Raw genomic sequence first — 18,505 nt, 5'->3', positions numbered from 1 at the left:
TTGTTTCAAGTTTTGTATGACTTGTTGCCATAATGTTGCCAACGGGGAATTGTGATACATACAATTGCATGACCTAATTTTTCTTCAAATATAATTTTTCCTTTATGACGTTCAACTATACCGGCACATATAAATAAGCCCAAACCCGTACTACCTACTTTTTTCTGGTGGACAAAAGGTTCGAAGATATGTCCCAAAATAGTTGGTGGGATAGGAAAGCATGCATTTTTAATTAGGAATTCTTCACGTACCTTTATGTCAATATCGTGACCTGGTTTACCATGCTGAATAGCATTATCGATCAAATTGATAAAAAGTTGTTTAATTTCATTTTGATTGCCTTGGACAATAAATGGCTCTCCACTTACCACTATTTTCGTATCGTACTTTATTGCTTTCAGTTGCATATCCTCGGCAACCGATTGTACAAGTGAATATACATCAAATACTTCCGTTAATTGATTTGGAGTCTCCGATTGATATTTTGATAGTGTAAGTAATTGAGTAACCATTTCATTTAAACGATCACTTTCACTTCTTATTTTTTGAGCGGCTTTGCTAAGAAAGGTAGCATCATTAAAATCCTTTTCTCCAATAATTTGTGCATACCCTGAAATTGTCGTAAGGGGTGTTCTTAATTCATGGGTTACATTATTAAAAAAGTTTCGACGCTTTTCTTCTAATAACAAGACCTTCTCTTTTTCCAGTTCAATTGTCTGGATATGTTGCTGAATTTCATGCTGCATCAGTTTGAAATGCTTTGCAAGTTCTCCCGTTTCATCCGTTCTATTGATAATAGGAATGGGCTGATAATCACCTTGTGCCATTCGTTTGGTTGCATTTGTTAAGTGATGAAGTGGTTTAGTGAGCTGGTTTGTTAGCAATAAAGAAATGATAAAGACGCCTAAAAATAATAAGATGGTAAGTAGGGTAAAGCTTCCTAATAATCGCTCGTTATGCTGAAAAACATCTGTATAATCGGCAGTAAATCGAATGACACCATAAAAGGTATCTTCGATATAGAGCGGATAAGCAAAGTAAAGAAGAGTTCCATTTTCAACTGGTTGAATAGTGTAGGCGGATTTATTTTGAAATGCTTGTTTTAATTCTTCACTACTCTCACTTTCTACATTCGTTTGATACCGTTGATGTTCAATGAGTAAGGCTTGGTCGATGGGTGCTGCTTCATATATAAATTGTCCAGCTGTATCATATAGAGCCACACTTTGCTTATTCATCTTACTAAGCTCATTTGCAATGGTATAACTATCCTCGGTGAAAAAGCTTCCGTCTTGCTTACGTAATTGTTTAAATTGGTTCATATATTGTTTCGTTGCGAATTGTAATGTGGTAACATTTGACTCTAAGTTGGTTGTCGTATGCTTTTCTAGCATATTTGCCAATACAAAGTAAAATAGAAATGCAGCCAACGTAAACAAAAAGAAAAAACCTACAAAGAACTTCTTTCGAATGGTCCATTTCATCGTTTAGTTTCCTTTCATTTTATAGCCAATCCCAAAAACAGTCTCAATAATGGAGGGATCAAGTTTTTTCCGGATTCTTTGAACATGTACATCGACCGTCCGAAGTCCACCTTCATAATCCATTTCCCAAACTGTATTTAGAATCTCTTCTCGTGAAAACACACGATTTTTATGTTGAGCTAATAATAATAGTAACTCATATTCTTTAGGCTTTAGCAGTACGACCTCGTTGTTTTGGAATACAGAGTATGCACGGGGGTCAATTCTAATTGATTCATTTACTTTTATAAAGTGAAAGGGAGCTTGTGATGAATTTCGTCTTAGTAATACTTTGACACGTGCAATTACTTCTCTTACATCAAATGGCTTGGTCATATAATCTTCGGCTCCGAGTTCTAGTCCCAAAACTTTATCTACAATATCATCACGAGCAGTTAGCATGAGGATTGGTAAATTACTATTAGAAGTAATATCTTTACATAACTCAAAGCCTGTTGTATCAGGTAACATTAAGTCTAAGATAACCAGGTCTATTTCTATTCCTCGAAGATATTCTAAAGCTTTCTTCCCGGTAGAAGCTCCATACACACTAAATCCTTCTTTACGTAAAGCATAAGATAATATATCGTATATGGATTCCTCGTCTTCTATTATTAAAATTGTTTTCTTTACAGTATTCATTTTACACATCCTCCAAAAAGCATCTATTTTACATTTTACTATAAAGTTGTTTCTAAATTATTGCTGCAAAAAAAGTTCTAAAGTTATAGCTATCAAAAAGGATGCGATGGGTAGTTACAATAAATTTATTTCTAATTCATTGATAACACTACTTATTCAATCAAAGAAACGGAGGATAGATATAGAAGTAGACAAGGAATTGGGGGAATAAGTGAAAGTGGCCAGATAGTAGGCATTTATGTTAAAGATAATAAACTATTTTTCTTCTATAATGGACAATCCTTTGAATCAGCCGTACATGATTTGAATTGGACAAATAAATATATTTCAGATTTAGAGAGATCCTTTCATGTAAGCATAGGAGGACAATATATTTGTACTATCGTTTATGAGCCTTTTATCAATCCAGGAATAATTTATTATGACGCAGATCCCGAAGAGTTTGATGTTTTGCTGTGTTTAAGCGAATTATTAAAAAATGAGGGTTCTATTAAGAAATTCATGGATGGAATGGGTATAATTAAAGAGCAGAATAAAAAGGGGAAAAGTTCTCTGTGTTAGACATAACTTCAAAACTATGCTTAAGTTTTGAAGCTCTATGCGAACATAGGGAACATACACCCCAAAATAGTATAAAGGAGAATAAAACTATGTATCGAAATATTCTTAGACATCCGGGACCTACTCCAATCCCTAAAAAAGTGGAATTGGCAATGGCTCAGGATATGATTAGTCACCGTACGGAAGAATTTGTTAAGCTGTATCGAGAAACTACTGCACGTGTGAAACCTATCTTTGGGACGAAGCAAGATATTTTACTTATTCCTTCAGGCGGCACAGCAGCATTAGAAGCAGCTGTGGTAAACACTGTTTCACCAGGAGAAGAAGTAGTCGTCATTACAGTAGGCGCATTTGGAGATTATTTCGTTTCAATCTGTGAAAAGCATGGCTTGCATGTACATAAACTTGAAAAAGAGTGGGGGGAAGCCTGTACCAAGGAAGATCTCATTGACTTTTTGAAGCCTTTAACCGATGTGAAGGCCGTCTTTGCCACTTATAATGAAACTTCTACAGGAATCTTAAATCCTATCGAGCAATTGGCAGAAGCAGTACACAATCATTCGGATGCTCTTTTTATAGTGGATGGTGTGAGCTGTATCGGGGGCGCCCCTGCAGAAATGGACAAGTGGGGTATAGATATTTTGGTAACAGGTTCTCAAAAAGCGATGATGCTTCCTCCGGGACTTGCCTTTGTAGCTGTAAGTGAAAGGGCATGGAAAGTGATAGAAGCTAATCAAACGACTGCCTATTATTTAAATTTATTAAGTTATCGTGATTGGGCAGAAAAAGGAATGACCCCTAATACTCCAGCGGTTTCGCTCATTATGGGACTTTCCGCTGTGTGCGATTTAATTGAAGAGGAAGGTGGATTTTCGAAAACAGTTGAACGCCATGAGATTATGAAAAATATGGTTCGGGAATCTATGAAGGCCTTATCAATTGATTTGTTAACAAGTGATGAGTACGCATCACCAACCATTACGACGATCCGGACCCCAGAAGGATTGGATCTTGCAGCTTTTTTAAGCCACTTAAAAAATAAGTATCACATTGATTTTGCTGGTGGTCTTGGTTCTCTTCAAGGCAAGGTTTTCAGATTCGGACATATGGGATATTGCTTCCCAAGCGACATACTTCAAGCAGTTTCTCTCATCGAAGCAGGCTTGCAGGATTTTTCCTATCCATTTGAGCCGGGAGCTGGAGTAAGTGCGGCACAGCGTGTTTTCTTGTCTTCATTAGAAAAGTAATATATTTAATTGACCGTTTGATGCTCACACATCATTTGGTCTTTTTTATTTTACTAATATCTTTCGCTGTATACTAACATTCATGTTTGCTTCCAATATTAATTAAAGTGGTAACATTTATTCAATTAAAGGTATAAATAAGGATGAAGCGATAGCTATTGAAGAAGATAGAAAGTACACTAATAAAGTAAAAAGGTTTACTTCAGTAAAATAAGGTATATTATATTTGTTGAATAGATTCTCTTTAAAGACAAGAAAAGTAGGTGAACAAAATGGGGAAATATCAATTGGATACCAAAGGTCAGATGGCTGTGGCAAAGTATCATGAAAAACACAAGTCTGCCAAATTTGATAAAAAGCAGCAACTTGAAAAAATACGTGCGGAGTATTTGAAAAAAAAGCAAAAACAAACAGACAAATAATATGAATGAAAACATAGGAAGACTAAAATCTCCTATGTTTTTCTTATTCGAAGTTTTTTTCAATTGATGATAGAGTTTACTACAAACAAACGCGAAAGTTATGATTTTCACGTTTGTTTCTAACACCGAACACGTAAGGTTATGGAAATTTTGTTCGGAGATTATTAATCTTGCATGAAACAATCTATTACTAACTACAAATGATACTTTTTATACATATTTATAAGCATTGCATGTCTAACTAAATTCCTTTTCACTGTGCGGATAACCTTTATGTATTTAAGTTGTTTGCATATTTTAGAAAGAGGGGAAGTGTATATTAATTGTCTTCTTTGATCAATTGATAGGAGGGAGGAATGGACATGTTGTTTTTTGAAGATGAAATAAAGAAAGTAAGTAAAAAAGTTGGACCGTCGGGATGGGGGACCATGCGATTACAAGACCCACGCTTAAATGGGCAGTTACGGAAGGATCAGATAGCCAAGGAAACGGAAGCAAGAAATGCAACGAATCGTCGAAATCGATTATTGAGAGGATATGACTGATTAAAATATAGCTGTGTTAGAAACATTCATGTTAATTTAAACAAACGAGAATGTTCCAATTTTCATGTTTGTTTCTGCCACAGGGGAAAAATCAAAAATCTAAGTAAATCGATAGAAGAGACTATGCAATAATTGAGTTTCTCATTTTTTTTATTCAGAAATTCACCTAAAGTGCACATACAGAGCATTTATCATGGTGAACACCCAGATCATTAAGACTGGACCACAACAGTAGATTTCAACAAAATGGATGAACATGACTTTATCATAATTAAGCTCGGCTTTTCGAAAACCAAAGAAATTCCCTTGACTGATCATATAAATAAAGGTACTGACCACCATGAGGCCGGACAGTAAAACCGAACTGCTTGGCAAGGAAGTGACATAGCGCGGGTTGCCTCCAGTCTCCATATAGAACGGAATGTCCCATTGTTTGCTTAATACAAAGCTTACAATGACTAGGATATAGATGAACAGCGAAATGTTGAACGGATGCTTACGGTAATCGATCAGCTCAAGCATTATTTTCGTTTTTCCTTTATAATCCCAGTTCTCTTCCACTTCTACTCGATCTCCTCTTAATATATACATAAACCCTGCCAGAACAACTCCCCAAAATAAATACAGCGAAAAGAGCTGAAAAAACAATGTCCAGCTATAAAATGGCGCGAAGAGCAGGGGAATTATGATGATGCCGATAAGCCATTTGTTGAATGGTCTATTATCCAGAAGCCACTTATTTAAAGCATCCCGATTGTCCTTTCGATGTACATATGTATTTTCATGGTAGGTGGAAAATCGATTCATCATAAAAGTCACAACGACAATTGCCAATCCAATCCCCATTAAAATATAGGAAGCTTTCGGATAAACGGATACCGAATCGTAGTTGTCAATAATCCAATTGCCACTGAAGGCGACGATTAAAATGCCAAAAAGCATACTATACCCGGATACTTGCCTCATCCTATCACCTCTTAAAGTATTTGAAGTCGTTTATTCTTTCAATTTACGTTGTGATGATGGAAATAGTTTCGTTTTAGATAATGCTCATTCAAATCGACTCAGTTAAATACTGTGTTCGATGATAAGTTGTAATTTTCACGATTGTTTCTGACACAGGGGAAAAAACATGTTAGGGAGTATACTAATAAAGTAAAAAGGTTTACTTCAATAAAATAAGGTATATTATATTTGTTGAATAGATTTTCTTTAAAGACAAGAAAAGTAGGTGAACAAAGTGGGGAAATATCAATTGGATACCAAAAGTAAGATGGCTGTGGCAAAGTATCATGAAAAACACAAGCCTGCCAAATTTGATAAAAAGCAGCAACTTGAAAAAATACGCGCGGAGTATTTGAAAAAAAAAAAACAGATAAATAATATGAATGAAAACATAGGAAGACTAACAGCTCCCTATGTTTTTCTTATTCGAAGTTCTTTTTTTCAATTGATGATAGAGTTTATTATTCTCCTAAATTTCAGATTCGGTGACGAAAAACTCGTCATCAGATATCCATTCCTCACTAATTGATTTTAACATTGAATCCATAGCCATTAAATTCTAACACAGGGAACAAAATAAAAAACTTCAATGAAATAATCCAGATTCTCGCGACTTTTTAAGCATTAGTTTTGTTTTTCGGTTTATCTTTTCTTTTAAGAAGGTGCCGAATAGTAAAAATGCTAAGCTGAAGAGCAGAAGAAAGATAGCATCTCGTATTGCTCTCTGCCAGACGATTCCGCCTACAGCTTCTCGCATAATAATGGCTAACGCTTTTCCTACATCGCCAAATACGGAAACAAGCGTGTAAACAATGGACATGAAAACGAAACTAATAAGAAATCCAAATAATATAAACCATAAAGAATCTTTGACATCCACACCTAAAAGAACAATGTCTCCTATTGTTACAATCAATGCTTGGAGGAGTCCAATGGATGAGAATGTAAATAATCTACCGAAATATACACTACGTTCGCTTACATTAGTCTCATGATTGGCATCTGTAGCAAGCAGTGAGATAAGAAGTAAACAACCGACCCATATAGCAAGAACTGTATAAAAAGGAGTCATACCTGTTCCATAGTTTGCGATAGGGAAAAGTTTGTTTTCATTCAAGACGATTGGCTCTTCAAAGAAGCTACGTTCCGCCTGTGGATCATTGCGGAGTAACTGGATTATTTCATTGATATTCGTTTCCCCTTGAACTTTTCGTATCCTATCTGCTAACAGGTTTACTTTATCATTAATATATGGATATTGTGCCAATGCTTGATCAAGTGTTGTTTTTCCCTCTTTAATATGGTCATCTGCGTTATTTAGCGTATGAGCGACTTCCGGTATAGTTGACTGTATACTGGTCAGAATATCTTTAGCATTTCCTAGCTTCTTTTTTGCTTTGGCTACTTCGGAAAGCATAGTTGGTTCAATAGTGTTTTTATATTCGTTTATAAAGGCATCCAGTTGGACGGTTGTATTCTGAGCTATTTGTTGTAAATTATTCAACGTTGTTTGCATTTGTTGTTCTTTATCTTTTACAAGTGTATTAATTGTTCGGGTATTCGTTTGCGCTTCTTGTAAAAAAGCTTTCAGTTCGTTCGTTTTATCAATTGCATTGTCTAGTTTTGTTTGTTGATCTTCGTTATTTACTTCTGAACTCGATTCGTTTGAGCTATTGGATACTTCCTTTAACCAATTAAGGTCCTTACTGATTGCGTCGACGGTTTGTATATTGGAGGTCATCTTGTTGTCGAGATTCTCTTTTACTCGGTCTAATTCTGTAAAATCCAATTGGACATTTTGAACGCTTTGAAGAAATTCATTTGTACTTTTTGAAATCTTTGATACTTTTTCTAAATCATTGCCCACTTCAGGAGCCAGTTCATTTAAGCGATTTTGTGCTTTCGTCAAGAAATCTATTGTTCTTTCGATGGAACTTAAACCTTCAGTGGTTATTTGTTCGGCACGTGGTAACATGGAAGTAGCTTGAGTTATAATTTTCTGTGCGGAAGAGGCATCTTTTTGAACACCAGTTAACAAATTGTGAATTGCGGGCAAGTCTTGTTCTATTTTAAATACATAGTTTTCGAAGTTTTGAATATCTGGCAGGTCTCTTTCTATTTCAATTCCTAAATCATTAAAGAGGTCAAAAATGACTCCATTCACACTCGAGATGAATTGACTGCTAACTTTTTGAACCATAGTCGTGGCACCTTTTTCCGTTATTTTGGGTGCAATGGAGTTTATTTTTTCATTTACATAGTATTCGATATCCGCCTTCTGAGGGTTATCCGAAACGACGGAAGCTAGCTTTTCGGAAAAGTTACTGGGAATAATGATGACGGCAAAATAATCACCATATTCCACTTTTTCCATAGCACTTTTTCGAGAAGTAAAAGACCATTTCATGTCTTGATTAGTTTTTAATGTATCGATCAGTTCATTTCCAACGTTTAACTGTTTCCCCCGAACTGTTGCTCCTGCATCCTCATTTACAATGGCAACAGGAAGCTGATCCGTTTGAGCATATGGATCCCAAGAAGCATAAATGTTAAGCCATGCATATAAAGATGGCAGGAAAACTAATCCTCCTATAAGCATTGCAGCCACCCAATTTTTACTTATATTTTGAATGTCTGTCTTGAAAATCTTCCAACTATTTTTCATAACTTGACCACCCTACTAAATTGAAGTTAATCGGTCCTTGATGGTGGTAGTATACCCCCAATAAATAGTGATTAACCTAAGTGAGGGCAGGGGGATCGAATGACTAATATTTAAACTGATCTGCTATTGAATTAATTAAGATAAGTTAAAACTGCCTGAATATTAACTCTGACTACATTTAAAAATGCATCTTCATTTGTTAGACGGTGTCTAACATTTACTGGGCAGTTCAAAAATGTTAACGCTCTGAAAATATTTTTAACTATCAATTATAGTGTTAAATTCATTCTAATAGTTATGAATCAATATAATTTATGAATAATGCTTGAACTTTCTGTAACAATTCTTCGTGGAATTGATCTATGAAAAATCATATAGTTCAAGAGAATTCAACCCCCAAAATTGTACTTTTCGTTTCAGACCATGTACCTTTTGTTCTAAATATGGGCACTTGGTTATAAAAACAGCCGAGGTAATATTTCCCCGATTATAATGTGTTTTGTATCCCAAATTGTTTGCATTTATTTGGTCATATAATTCACATTTCCGGAGGGGTCATCGTGCCAAATACACAGCAGCTGAATAGAGAAGAACAGCAGCCAGAAAAGAAAAAGAAGAAATTTGAGATGCCGCATATTTATGTTATTTTATTTGTCTTCAGTGCGTTAGCGGCATTGACCACATATTTTATCCCAGCGGGGGAGTTTGAACGTGTGCCAGGACCAGATGGCAGAACGACCATCGATCCAAATTCCTTTCAATATGTTGATCAGACACCAGTTGGTATTCAAGACTTTATAACAGTTATTCCTCGAGGGTTGATCGATGCAGGAGAAGTTGTATTTTTCACCTTTATCATTGGTGGGATGTTTATGGTGCTTAGACGTACAGGAATTATTGAAATTGCGGTTGATAAACTAGCAAGGAAATTTGCCAATCGAAGTATTATGCTCATTCCTGTTTTAACAACAGTATTCGCATTGATAGCTACATTGATCGGAACAGCTGAATTATCGCTCGTTTATATTCCGGTAATCATGCCGCTGATTATTGCGCTTGGTTACGATTCCATAACAGCAGCAGCTATTGCACTTTGTGGGACAGTTGTCGGATTTACAGCAGGAGTACTAAATCCGATTAACACAGGTCTTGGACAGAAGTTATCGGGACTGCCGGTTTTCTCTGGTCTTGGATTACGTTTAATCGTATTTATCGTGGCGGTTACAGCAGCCATTTTATTCATTACCCATTACGCAAAGAAAATCAAAAAAAATCCAAAGCACAGTCTTGTGTATGAAGATGATTTGCAAAAACGCTCATTGTATAACAATGTAGGAAAAGCTGAAGCAATTCCTGCAACAGCAAGACAAAAGTGGGCAGCAATTGTAGCACTTGTATTCTTCGCCGTCCTTGTATATGGTGTCATTTCAAGAGGCTGGTTTATGGTTGAAATGGCGGGACTCTTTATCATTATGGGAATCGTCGTAGGGATCATTTCTGGTCTGAAAGTTGGCGATATTTGCGAAGCATTTAATCAAGGTTTTAAAGATGTTTTAATGGGTGCTTTCATCGTAGGACTAGCCCGAGCGGTTGCTGTTGTATTAGAGGACGGTAACATTATGGATACGATTGTTCATGCACTTGGTGCGGTCGTTGGTGATTTGCCGCCAGCATTAGCAGCAGTTGGTATGTATGTTGTACAAGTTCTTATTAACTTTGTTATTTCGTCCGGCAGTGGACAAGCACTCGTAACAATGCCGATTATGGCACCGCTTGCAGACATGGTAGGAGTAACAAGACAAACTGCTGTTCTTGCTTATCAGCTTGGAGATGGATTTACACATATATTTTACCCGACAAGCGGATACTTCATGGCAGCATTAGCGATTGCAGGAGTAAAATGGCAAACGTGGATTCGTTTCTTCTATCCATTATTCTTAATATGGGCTGGAATTTCTATTGTCGTACTTGTCATCGCCCAATTAATTGGCTGGTCATAATAATTGAAAAAAAGCATCCATGCATATGGGTGCTTTTTTTATAATGCGTTCGGTAATGTGAGAAGTAGGCTAATCAAACAATGATTAGCCTACTTCTTGTTTTTAGCCAGACAAAACAATAGTGTCTCATTTAAATCCTAATTTTTGCATAACGTTTTTGGCAAAGGAGCGGCTGACGGGTACTTTTGAACCGTCTTTTAAAAATAAATTATAGGCACGGTTAAACCATGGTTCCATGGCAGAAACATACTTGACATTGACAATGTACCCCCGATGCACTTGTAAAAAGTCGTCACCCAGTTTTTCAATCAATTGATAAAGCAACAAATCCGATTCATATTTGTGATGAGCGGTTTTAATAAAAGATTGTCGATTTTCTGTTCCGATATAGTAAATCTCATCTGTCTGGACAATAATCATTCGATCTCCGTCTTTTGCCGGAATTGTTTTGGTTCCTTGCGGCTGTGAACTTTTTTGCTTTTGCGGATCACTTTGGAACTGAGCGTGTGTTAGTAATTTGTCTACGGTTTTGCGCAGTCTAGTTTCATCGATTGGTTTGACAATGTAATCAACGGCATCGAGATTGAATGCCTCCAGCGCATATTCATCGTAAGCCGTTGCAAAAACGATCATTGGTTGCTTTTTCATATGTATAAATTGTTTGGCCAGTTCCAATCCATTTCCTTTGGCAAGCTCGATGTCCAGAAACACAACATCCGGCTGAAGATTATTAATATCCCATAGCGCCTTATGCATCGTTTCAGATTCACCGATGATTTCTATATCGCCTGTTTCGGTTAATAAATACTTTAATTCTTCTCGTGCAAATTGTTCGTCTTCTACGATAAAAGCTTGTAACATATCCATCTATCTCCTATTAAAAGTGTATCGGTAATGTGATAAAAATGGTTGTTCCTTGTCCTTGCTTACTTTCCATTTTAAAAGTGGCGTCTTGGCTAAATAGTGCAGTTAAGCGCTCTTTAATATTGAATAGCGCAGATCCGCTGCCGTTTTTCATTGAATTGACAACACGCTGACCTAAATCAGCGAGCCTTTCCGGAGGCACGCCAATCCCGTTATCGGTGACGGTTAAATGCAGTGTCGCTTCTTCTTGTTTAATATCAATTCGGATTTTTCCAATTCCTCCTAGGTCTTTTAATTCTCCATGTGTAATAGCATTCTCAACAAGCGGTTGCAGTATGAAGGGAGGAATGAGTGCATTATTCAGATGTGAATCCATTTCAATTGTAAGCTCAAACTTATCCGGAAACCGGGCGTTTTCTAATGCGAAATAAGCATGGACATTTTCCAATTCTTTTTCAACACGAACAAGACGATCTGTAAGTCCCCTTAAATTGTTCCTTAAAAAGGTCGATAAATGAAGCAGCAATTGACGAGCTAGCAAAGGATCCATGCGGCATAGTGCTACAATTGTGTTTAAAGCGTTGAACAAAAAGTGCGGGTGAATCTGGGCATGAAGCGCTTTTACTTCAGCATCCTGCAGCAAGTGATTATAACGTTCAACCTCGCCCAACTCCAATTGACTAGAAAATAAATTGCTGAGCCCTTCAGCCATTTCCCGATCTACAGATGTGACGTGAAAAGGATGGTTAAAGTAAAATGTTAATGTCCCAATCGTCTTCTTTTTAACAATTAACGGAAAAATAATAAACTCATACTCTGAGGAGTGAGCGCTTTCCATCTTCCCGGTTTGAAACACGAGCTCTCTATATTTTATTTCAGATTGGCTGCTAGGTCCGCCAGTATGTGCAAGCTCTCTAATGCCCCGGGTGATTGCCACATCGTCAACGTTTGTTAACTGTTGGATGATCTTTGTAGCTTTTGTGGCTGAGGATTCGTTTAATCCTTGGCGGAAAAGTGTCAGCGTCTGATTTGCAATCGAGAGTGCCGTTGCCGTTTGACTGGCGCGTGTATGTTCCTCATCTTGAATAACGCTATTAAAAACAATGGCACAAATCCAGATTCCAATACTATTAATAATGATAATAGGTATCCCAGTATAACTGATCAAATGAAGAGCGGTACTATGCTGGGAAGCAAACAAGGGGATAAGCAGAATTTGAATGAGAAGGATCAAAAGACCACTAACAAACATGGGCAAAGGCCGCATTAAGCCTAAGCCTCGCAATTTACGTCCAAACAGCCCTGCCAATCCGCCACCAATAAGTGAGGTGATGAAAGTGGCATCGCTTATAAAGCCGCCCATAATGAGACGATGTCCACCTGCAATCAATGCCGACCCCAACCCAACTACTGGACCGCCTACCAATCCACCTATGATGATGCCGATATTGCGTGTATCAGCAATAGCATTGTCCGTTTCAAGTGCAGGGTTCCACAAGTTGGAAATCATATGTGCTTCCGGATTGACGACTATGGCTGTATAATTTCCGATTACACCAAATAAACCAAAAAGCATAATCATGATAAAGTTGTCTTTGATATTTAGATCCCGATAAATCATCTGTCTAAAAATGCGCAAACGTGTAATGAGGAAAGCAATCGTAATAATGAGTGTCATTCTTGATAGCATTTGTACTAGTAAATCCCACATGTCGGAATCCCCATTTCTTTTCAATTCTAATATAAAGGAGAGTTTCCTTCCGTTATTTTTAGTAATGTTTACATGAAAGTTTAAACCAATTAAAGAGGCTTTTGAATAGTATCTCCTCTTTTCCCTTGTCTATTAAGGAGCCGAAGATTGCCCATAATATCATTGTCATAGAGCTTATTGTAAAGGTGATTTTTACCATATTCGGCTGCTTTGGAAGTCCCTTAGCATGTGGTTCACTGCCAAGAGCGAAGTCTTTGCCCAAGTTCCTATAAAACCGCACTAGTTTAGAAGTGGGGAGAGATTTTAGAATGATGGAAAAGGCCAATGAAGAGTTATCCCGAAGAGTATAGCTAGGAGAGCGACAGTGACCATTCCGGAACTGGCTTCAACCAATCCACTTCCTACTTTGGGGAATGAGTCCTTTAATTTGGTTTTCTTTTTAGATAAGTCTATGTTTTGTTGAAGTAAAGAATCGTAATCATTCAACTTTTGATTTAACGCATTTAACATCTCATTGAAATGTACCATTACTATTGTACATATCTTTACAAGTAAATAGGGTCATTTTGCAAAAATTGCATCAAAAAAATATCTAATTACTTCAAGTTAATAGTGTCATAAAAAAACATTTGAATATTTTTCCAAACAAACCTTTACTAAATCTGGTTTATTACTAATGAACATAAAGGGTACTCCTTCTTGTCTGTGTTCACACATACTTATTTAGAGAAGAAGGAGTACCTCTATTTTACTGCTATAAAACTATGTACTATAAATGCCCAAAGTAACGAATAGATTAAGCTAAAAATGTTTGTAACTTAAAACCACTTCTTACCACTGATAACTGGTATTCCAGCATGCAAAGTTAACTCGTTTAAAGTCTGATCGTTATAGAAGTACTCGAAATAACCTGTCATTACTTTTTAGTATGGGTGGAACAAATCAGCAATTAACGAAACAGGGTGATTCAAATAGTTAGTATAAGAAAGGAAGCGTCTGTTATGTTTGCCCCCTCACCGAAATAATAATACCTTGAATTCAAACATTTTTGTTGCATTATTATCACTTGAGTAGTAAAGTGATGGTGAAGAAAGGTAGTGATAAACAATATGCTCAAAAATACTCGTGGTTCATTAATCTGGTTGCGACTCACTCGATCCACTCATCAAAGTAACTTGTTATCCAATGATTTTTTAAAGAAATTTGATCTTACAACTGCACAATTTGATGTATTAATGCAAATATCAACCTACCAACCATTAACGCAAAGTGAGCTCGCTGAGAAAATTACGGTGACACAAGGCGGTATTTCGCGTATGCTTACTCGTCTTGAAAAAGAAGGACTAATTGTAAGGAAGCAAGATTGGAAAATAAAAACAATCTCGATAACGAAAAAAGGCCAAGAAAAACTCGATAATGCATTTGAAGCTCAGCTTGCATTTCAATCCTCTTTCTTTGATGAATGTTTATCAAAAGAAGAACAAAAAGTATTGTTTAGTCTCATATCTCGTGTACAAAAAAATATCGAAAAAAAGAAATTGCTGAATAGGTAATTTTTTTTACTAAATCACTTGACTAGTAAAGTGATGAAAAGAAAGAACGAATCAGGAATGGAAGAAAAATTAAAACCAATAAAGGAGAATTAACTATGGAAGCATATCGCATCGATCCGACAAAAGGCCTGGAATTTGGACTATATTCATTAGGGGATCATACTCCCAACCCACTTACAGGTGAACAAATTTCAGCCCAACAACGAATCAATGAACTTATTGAAGCAAGTAAACTAGCCGAACAAGCGGGTATTGATGTATTTGGTGTCGGTGAAAGTCACCAAACGTACTTCACTACACAAGCACATACCGTTGTTTTAGGAGCCATTGCACAAGCGACAAAAAAGATTAAAATTACTAGCTCAGCAACAGTACTAAGTGTTTCTGATCCTGTACGTGTATATGAGGATTTTGCCACAATCGATTTAATTTCAGATGGTCGTGCAGAAATCGTCGCTGGTCGTGGATCTCGTGTAGGTGCCTACCACTTACTTGGGGTTGATCTACAAGATTATGAGGAAATATTCGAAGAGAAATTAGAGCTACTAAAAAAAATAAATGATGAACAGCGTATCACATGGCATGGTGAATACCGTCCGTCACTACAAAATGCAGAAATTCTGCCGCAACCAAAAAATGGATCACTTCCAATTTGGCGTGCTGTAGGTGGGCCACCAGCAAGTGCCATTAAAGCAGGTTATATGGGAATTCCTATGATGCTAACTACATTAGGTGGACCAGCAATGAACTTTAAGCCTTCTGTTGAAGCCTATCGTGAAGCAGCTGAACGCAGTGGCTTTGATCCCAAAACATTACCAATTGCAACAACAAGCTTATTCTACGTAGCAGATACAACACAAGAAGCATTACAAGGAATGTACCCACATATTAATGGGGGATTCCAAGCCATTCGTGGTGGTGGTTATCCAAAACAACAATTTGCTCAAGCACCTGATATACGTGATGCATTAATGGTTGGTAGCACCCAACAAATTATCGAAAAAATGCTTTACCAATATGAGCTTTACGGTATGCAACGTTTTATGGCACAACTTGACTTTGGTGGCGTTCCTTTTAAGAAAATTATGAAGAATATTGAAATCATAGGGAATGAAATTATTCCAGCAATTAAAAAATATACAGCCTATTAAGTAAAGGGAATTCCTTAAATTATTATAAAGTAGAGAGAGGGTATCTTATGAAAATCGTAGCGCTAGCCGGTTCTATCGTCGGCTCTAAAACTAAAACTGCAATGCTAAAAACAGTGGAACTGCTTGAACAAAAATATCCTGAACATGAGGTTAAACTACTGGATTTAGCTGACTATAAATTGGAATTTAGTGATGGACGTAATTACTTTGAATTTGAGGGAGACACAAAATACGTTACAGAGACAATTATGTCTGCAGATGCCATTATTATCGGGACCCCGACCTTCCAAGCATCGATTCCAGCAACATTAAAAAATATCTTTGATCTGCTGCCAGTTAATGCATTCCGTGACAAGGTCGTAAGTATGGTCGTGACAGCTGGGACAGCAAAGCATTATTTAATGGTAGAGCAACAATTAAAACCTATCTTAGCGTATATGAAGGCTCACATCGTTCCAACGTATGTATTTATTGAAGAAAAAGACTTTTTACGCAAAGAAATCATAAACGATGATATTCTTTTCCGCTTAGACCGTTTGGTTGATGACACAGTACAAACCTTTAACGCAGATAGTATGATTCGTAAAGCGAAAGAAGATGAATATGGCTTTTAGTCCTGAAATACGCCTGTTATTACAGGTGTTTTGACCTAGGTCGAAATACTGCCTCTGTAATTATTAAATCTTTTTATGGTGAAATGAGTGACTGAATTTCATACACTCATAAAAAAAGGAAATCAGTAGGTAATTTTTTCCTGATTAGCTACTAACACAAGAAGAATTGGAGCAAATTTTTGAAATTGTAAAATTTGCTCCAATGAGATTCAACCTACATTATTTTAGTCTTATAAAATAGTAAAAAAGTATTTAATATCTCGATTTAAAGATGTTTTAATTAAATATTATTGACACAAGTATGTCACATATTATATAGTTATCTCGAATCGAAGATACATTAATTAAGGAAACCTGATATTGAGGTAGTTTCTTATATTAATAGGAATCTGATTGATTGGAGAGGAGTATGAGTGTAAAACGATAACACTTTATGGAGAATCATACGATTGCTAGATGGGCTTGGCATCGTAATTGATATACAAATTAGACAAAAGCAAGGAGGGTTTCGATTGGAGAAAATCAATCGAGAACAATTAAAAAAAGAAGGTTTTAGCGAAGATATTTTACCGACTAAGCTAGAAGATAGAAATTGGAATGTAGGAAATTTTGCGTCCATATGGATGGGGTCCGTGCATAATATCCCTAACTATATTGCCGTTGGTGGACTATTTGCTTTAGGGATGTCTGTTGGACAAGTTTTCGCCGTGATTATGAGTGCGTCCATTATAATAGCAGCAATAATGGTTCTTAATGGGCATGCGGGTTCTAAATATGGTTTGCCTTTTGCTATGCTAGTACGCTCGTCTTACGGGACTAAAGGGGCAATGTTTCCGGGGGTGTTAAGAGGGGTTATTGCAGCGATTATGTGGTTTGGATTTCAAACATTTGCAGGAAGCCAAGCTTTGTATATTTTAATTGCCAAGCTTTGGCCAGGGTTTTCAACGTTAGGTGGAGATTGGAACTTTTTCGGTTTATCATTACCGGGGTTAATCTCATTCTTAGTATTCTGGTTATTTAATGTTGCTTTAATTTATGGGGGAATGGAATTTTTAGGGAAGTTCACAAATATCCTTTCTCCACTTGTTTATATAGTTTTTGGTGGTATGGCGATTTGGGCGATTAATTTAGCTGGTGGTATTGGCCCTATATTAGCCTATACGGGTGCAGGAACGAGCGGCAATCAAGTAATCATCTTTTTAGCGGCTATAACGGCATTGATTGCTGCTTGGGCGGCTCCAATTGTAAATGTATCTGACTTCACAAGATTGGCTCGCTCTACGAAGGTACAAGCGGTTGGTCAAACATTAGGTTTAGTTGTGACCTATCTATTGTTTGCCATCGCAAGTATTTCGATTATTGTAGGCTCTGAAATTGCCTTTGGTACACCCATTTGGAATGTACTTGATGTTGTTGCGCGATTTGATAGTGCTTTTGCAGTAGGAATATCTGTACTTACACTTTCTTTAACCACATTATCGGTGAATGTAACAGGTAATATTGTTCCTGCTGGTTATCAATTAGCCTCACTATTCCCGAAAAAACTAACGTTTAAATCGGGAGCAACTATTGCTGCTGTCATTGGAATTCTTGTAATGCCTTGGAAACTGATGGAAGATGCGACAAGTATATTTACATTCTTAAATATCGTTGGCGGTTTATTAGCTCCTATAACAGGTGTTATGCTTGCTCATTATTTTATCGTTTCCAAAAGAGAAATTGACTTGGGAGAATTGTATTCCGATAAAGGGAAATACAACTATAAGAATGGTTTTAATGTAAATGCACTCCTTACATCAACTGTTGCTGGCGTGCTTTCCTTAATCGGTAATTTCATCCCATTCTTTAAACCACTTTATGATATTTCGTGGATTGTAGGTATTATTTCAGCCTTTATTCTTTATAGTGTGCTGGAGTTAGGTAGGACTAAAAAGAGTTCTACAAAAAGATAGGAATAGGAAAGCTAATTACTGCCAAATAATTTGATAAGAATATCCATTCA

Annotated in this window: 15 protein-coding genes and 1 pseudogene; 9 read left to right on the top strand and 7 right to left on the bottom strand. The window is 36.7% G+C overall.

Features of this window, described 5'->3' with window-relative positions; all coding sequences use genetic code 11:
• Window positions 1-5 precede the first annotated feature (5 nt).
• Both AC1DFT_RS02065 and AC1DFT_RS02060 read right to left on the bottom strand, forming a co-directional pair.
• Window positions 6-1,484 (bottom strand): HAMP domain-containing sensor histidine kinase, encoded by a 1,479-nt coding sequence (locus AC1DFT_RS02065; RefSeq protein ID WP_477917152.1) that lies wholly within the window; start codon window positions 1,482-1,484, stop codon window positions 6-8.
• 3 nt (window positions 1,485-1,487) lie between these two features.
• The gene (locus tag AC1DFT_RS02060) at window positions 1,488-2,165 is read right to left on the bottom strand and encodes a response regulator transcription factor (protein WP_477917150.1); all 678 of its coding nucleotides are present in this window, start codon (window positions 2,163-2,165) and stop codon (window positions 1,488-1,490) included.
• A gap of 650 nt (window positions 2,166-2,815) precedes the next feature.
• Between AC1DFT_RS02060 and AC1DFT_RS02055 the strand changes: the two genes are divergently transcribed.
• The 3 genes from AC1DFT_RS02055 (at window position 2,816) to AC1DFT_RS02045 (ending at window position 4,940) form a co-directional block, all read left to right on the top strand.
• Window positions 2,816-3,973 carry a pyridoxal-phosphate-dependent aminotransferase family protein gene (locus AC1DFT_RS02055; RefSeq protein ID WP_477917148.1) on the top strand — a complete coding sequence of 386 codons (1,158 nt, stop codon included), beginning with the start codon at window positions 2,816-2,818 and terminating at the stop codon, window positions 3,971-3,973.
• A 272-nt stretch (window positions 3,974-4,245) separates the two neighbouring features.
• Entirely contained in the window at window positions 4,246-4,395 is a 150-nt protein-coding gene (locus AC1DFT_RS02050) for a hypothetical protein (protein WP_477917147.1), read from the top strand.
• A 356-nt stretch (window positions 4,396-4,751) separates the two neighbouring features.
• Window positions 4,752-4,940 carry a hypothetical protein gene (locus AC1DFT_RS02045; RefSeq protein ID WP_477917146.1) on the top strand — a complete coding sequence of 63 codons (189 nt, stop codon included), beginning with the start codon at window positions 4,752-4,754 and terminating at the stop codon, window positions 4,938-4,940.
• A 162-nt stretch (window positions 4,941-5,102) separates the two neighbouring features.
• Here the strand turns inward: AC1DFT_RS02045 and AC1DFT_RS02040 are convergent, their stop codons facing one another.
• Complete coding sequence (locus tag AC1DFT_RS02040; RefSeq protein ID WP_477917144.1) at window positions 5,103-5,906, bottom strand: nucleotidyltransferase; 804 nt, start codon at window positions 5,904-5,906, stop codon at window positions 5,103-5,105.
• A gap of 274 nt (window positions 5,907-6,180) precedes the next feature.
• Between AC1DFT_RS02040 and AC1DFT_RS02035 the strand changes: the two genes are divergently transcribed.
• Window positions 6,181-6,474 carry a hypothetical protein gene (locus AC1DFT_RS02035; RefSeq protein WP_477917390.1) on the top strand — a complete coding sequence of 98 codons (294 nt, stop codon included), beginning with the start codon at window positions 6,181-6,183 and terminating at the stop codon, window positions 6,472-6,474.
• A 57-nt stretch (window positions 6,475-6,531) separates the two neighbouring features.
• Here AC1DFT_RS02035 and AC1DFT_RS02030 read toward each other — a convergent pair whose 3' ends face one another.
• Window positions 6,532-8,610 carry a YhgE/Pip domain-containing protein gene (locus AC1DFT_RS02030; protein WP_477917142.1) on the bottom strand — a complete coding sequence of 693 codons (2,079 nt, stop codon included), beginning with the start codon at window positions 8,608-8,610 and terminating at the stop codon, window positions 6,532-6,534.
• A 626-nt stretch (window positions 8,611-9,236) separates the two neighbouring features.
• Here AC1DFT_RS02030 and AC1DFT_RS02025 point away from each other — a divergent pair.
• On the top strand, window positions 9,237-10,610 hold the full coding sequence (locus tag AC1DFT_RS02025; protein WP_477917384.1) for a YfcC family protein: 1,374 nt from the start codon (window positions 9,237-9,239) through the stop codon (window positions 10,608-10,610).
• Between the two features lie 126 nt (window positions 10,611-10,736).
• On the opposite strand, the gene AC1DFT_RS02020 is transcribed toward AC1DFT_RS02025, so the two are convergent.
• The 3 genes and pseudogenes from AC1DFT_RS02020 to AC1DFT_RS02010 form a co-directional block, all read right to left on the bottom strand.
• Window positions 10,737-11,471 (bottom strand): LytR/AlgR family response regulator transcription factor, encoded by a 735-nt coding sequence (locus AC1DFT_RS02020; protein WP_477917140.1) that lies wholly within the window; start codon window positions 11,469-11,471, stop codon window positions 10,737-10,739.
• Window positions 11,472-11,487: 16 nt separating this feature from the next.
• Window positions 11,488-13,185: a LytS/YhcK type 5TM receptor domain-containing protein gene (locus AC1DFT_RS02015; RefSeq protein WP_477917138.1), complete on the bottom strand. Its 1,698-nt coding sequence runs from the start codon at window positions 13,183-13,185 to the stop codon at window positions 11,488-11,490.
• An 818-nt stretch (window positions 13,186-14,003) separates the two neighbouring features.
• Window positions 14,004-14,108 (bottom strand): annotated as a pseudogene (locus tag AC1DFT_RS02010) (2OG-Fe(II) oxygenase); the annotation flags it as partial.
• 186 nt (window positions 14,109-14,294) lie between these two features.
• Here AC1DFT_RS02010 and AC1DFT_RS02005 point away from each other — a divergent pair.
• From AC1DFT_RS02005 to allW, 4 genes are all read left to right on the top strand, one after another.
• A complete protein-coding gene (locus tag AC1DFT_RS02005; protein ID WP_477917137.1) occupies window positions 14,295-14,738 on the top strand; it encodes a MarR family winged helix-turn-helix transcriptional regulator in 444 nt (147 codons plus the stop codon).
• 95 nt (window positions 14,739-14,833) lie between these two features.
• Window positions 14,834-15,889, top strand: a complete 1,056-nt coding sequence (locus AC1DFT_RS02000; RefSeq protein ID WP_477917135.1) for an LLM class flavin-dependent oxidoreductase — start codon at window positions 14,834-14,836, stop codon at window positions 15,887-15,889.
• A 47-nt stretch (window positions 15,890-15,936) separates the two neighbouring features.
• Window positions 15,937-16,503, top strand: a complete 567-nt coding sequence (locus AC1DFT_RS01995) for an NADPH-dependent FMN reductase (RefSeq protein WP_477917134.1) — start codon at window positions 15,937-15,939, stop codon at window positions 16,501-16,503.
• 512 nt (window positions 16,504-17,015) lie between these two features.
• On the top strand, window positions 17,016-18,455 hold the full coding sequence (gene allW, locus AC1DFT_RS01990; RefSeq protein WP_477917132.1) for an allantoin permease: 1,440 nt from the start codon (window positions 17,016-17,018) through the stop codon (window positions 18,453-18,455).
• Window positions 18,456-18,505 lie beyond the last annotated feature (50 nt).

This window comes from Psychrobacillus sp. 05T411 (genome assembly GCF_056396485.1).
This window is presented reverse-complemented; position numbering and strand designations above follow the sequence as displayed.

Bases quoted from the DNA above. Each gene is read 5' to 3' on its own strand.
- AC1DFT_RS02065 (WP_477917152.1), bottom strand. From the start codon at position 1,484: ATGAAATGGACCATTCGAAAGAAGTTCTTTGTAGGTTTTTTCTTTTTG.
- AC1DFT_RS02060 (WP_477917150.1), bottom strand. From the start codon at position 2,165: ATGAATACTGTAAAGAAAACAATTTTAATAATAGAAGACGAGGAATCC.
- AC1DFT_RS02055 (WP_477917148.1), top strand. From the start codon at position 2,816: ATGTATCGAAATATTCTTAGACATCCGGGACCTACTCCAATCCCTAAA.
- AC1DFT_RS02050 (WP_477917147.1), top strand. From the start codon at position 4,246: ATGGGGAAATATCAATTGGATACCAAAGGTCAGATGGCTGTGGCAAAG.
- AC1DFT_RS02045 (WP_477917146.1), top strand. From the start codon at position 4,752: ATGGACATGTTGTTTTTTGAAGATGAAATAAAGAAAGTAAGTAAAAAA.
- AC1DFT_RS02040 (WP_477917144.1), bottom strand. From the start codon at position 5,906: ATGAGGCAAGTATCCGGGTATAGTATGCTTTTTGGCATTTTAATCGTC.
- AC1DFT_RS02030 (WP_477917142.1), bottom strand. From the start codon at position 8,610: ATGAAAAATAGTTGGAAGATTTTCAAGACAGACATTCAAAATATAAGT.
- AC1DFT_RS02025 (WP_477917384.1), top strand. From the start codon at position 9,237: ATGCCGCATATTTATGTTATTTTATTTGTCTTCAGTGCGTTAGCGGCA.
- AC1DFT_RS02020 (WP_477917140.1), bottom strand. From the start codon at position 11,471: ATGTTACAAGCTTTTATCGTAGAAGACGAACAATTTGCACGAGAAGAA.
- AC1DFT_RS02015 (WP_477917138.1), bottom strand. From the start codon at position 13,185: ATGTGGGATTTACTAGTACAAATGCTATCAAGAATGACACTCATTATT.
- AC1DFT_RS02005 (WP_477917137.1), top strand. From the start codon at position 14,295: ATGCTCAAAAATACTCGTGGTTCATTAATCTGGTTGCGACTCACTCGA.
- AC1DFT_RS02000 (WP_477917135.1), top strand. From the start codon at position 14,834: ATGGAAGCATATCGCATCGATCCGACAAAAGGCCTGGAATTTGGACTA.
- AC1DFT_RS01995 (WP_477917134.1), top strand. From the start codon at position 15,937: ATGAAAATCGTAGCGCTAGCCGGTTCTATCGTCGGCTCTAAAACTAAA.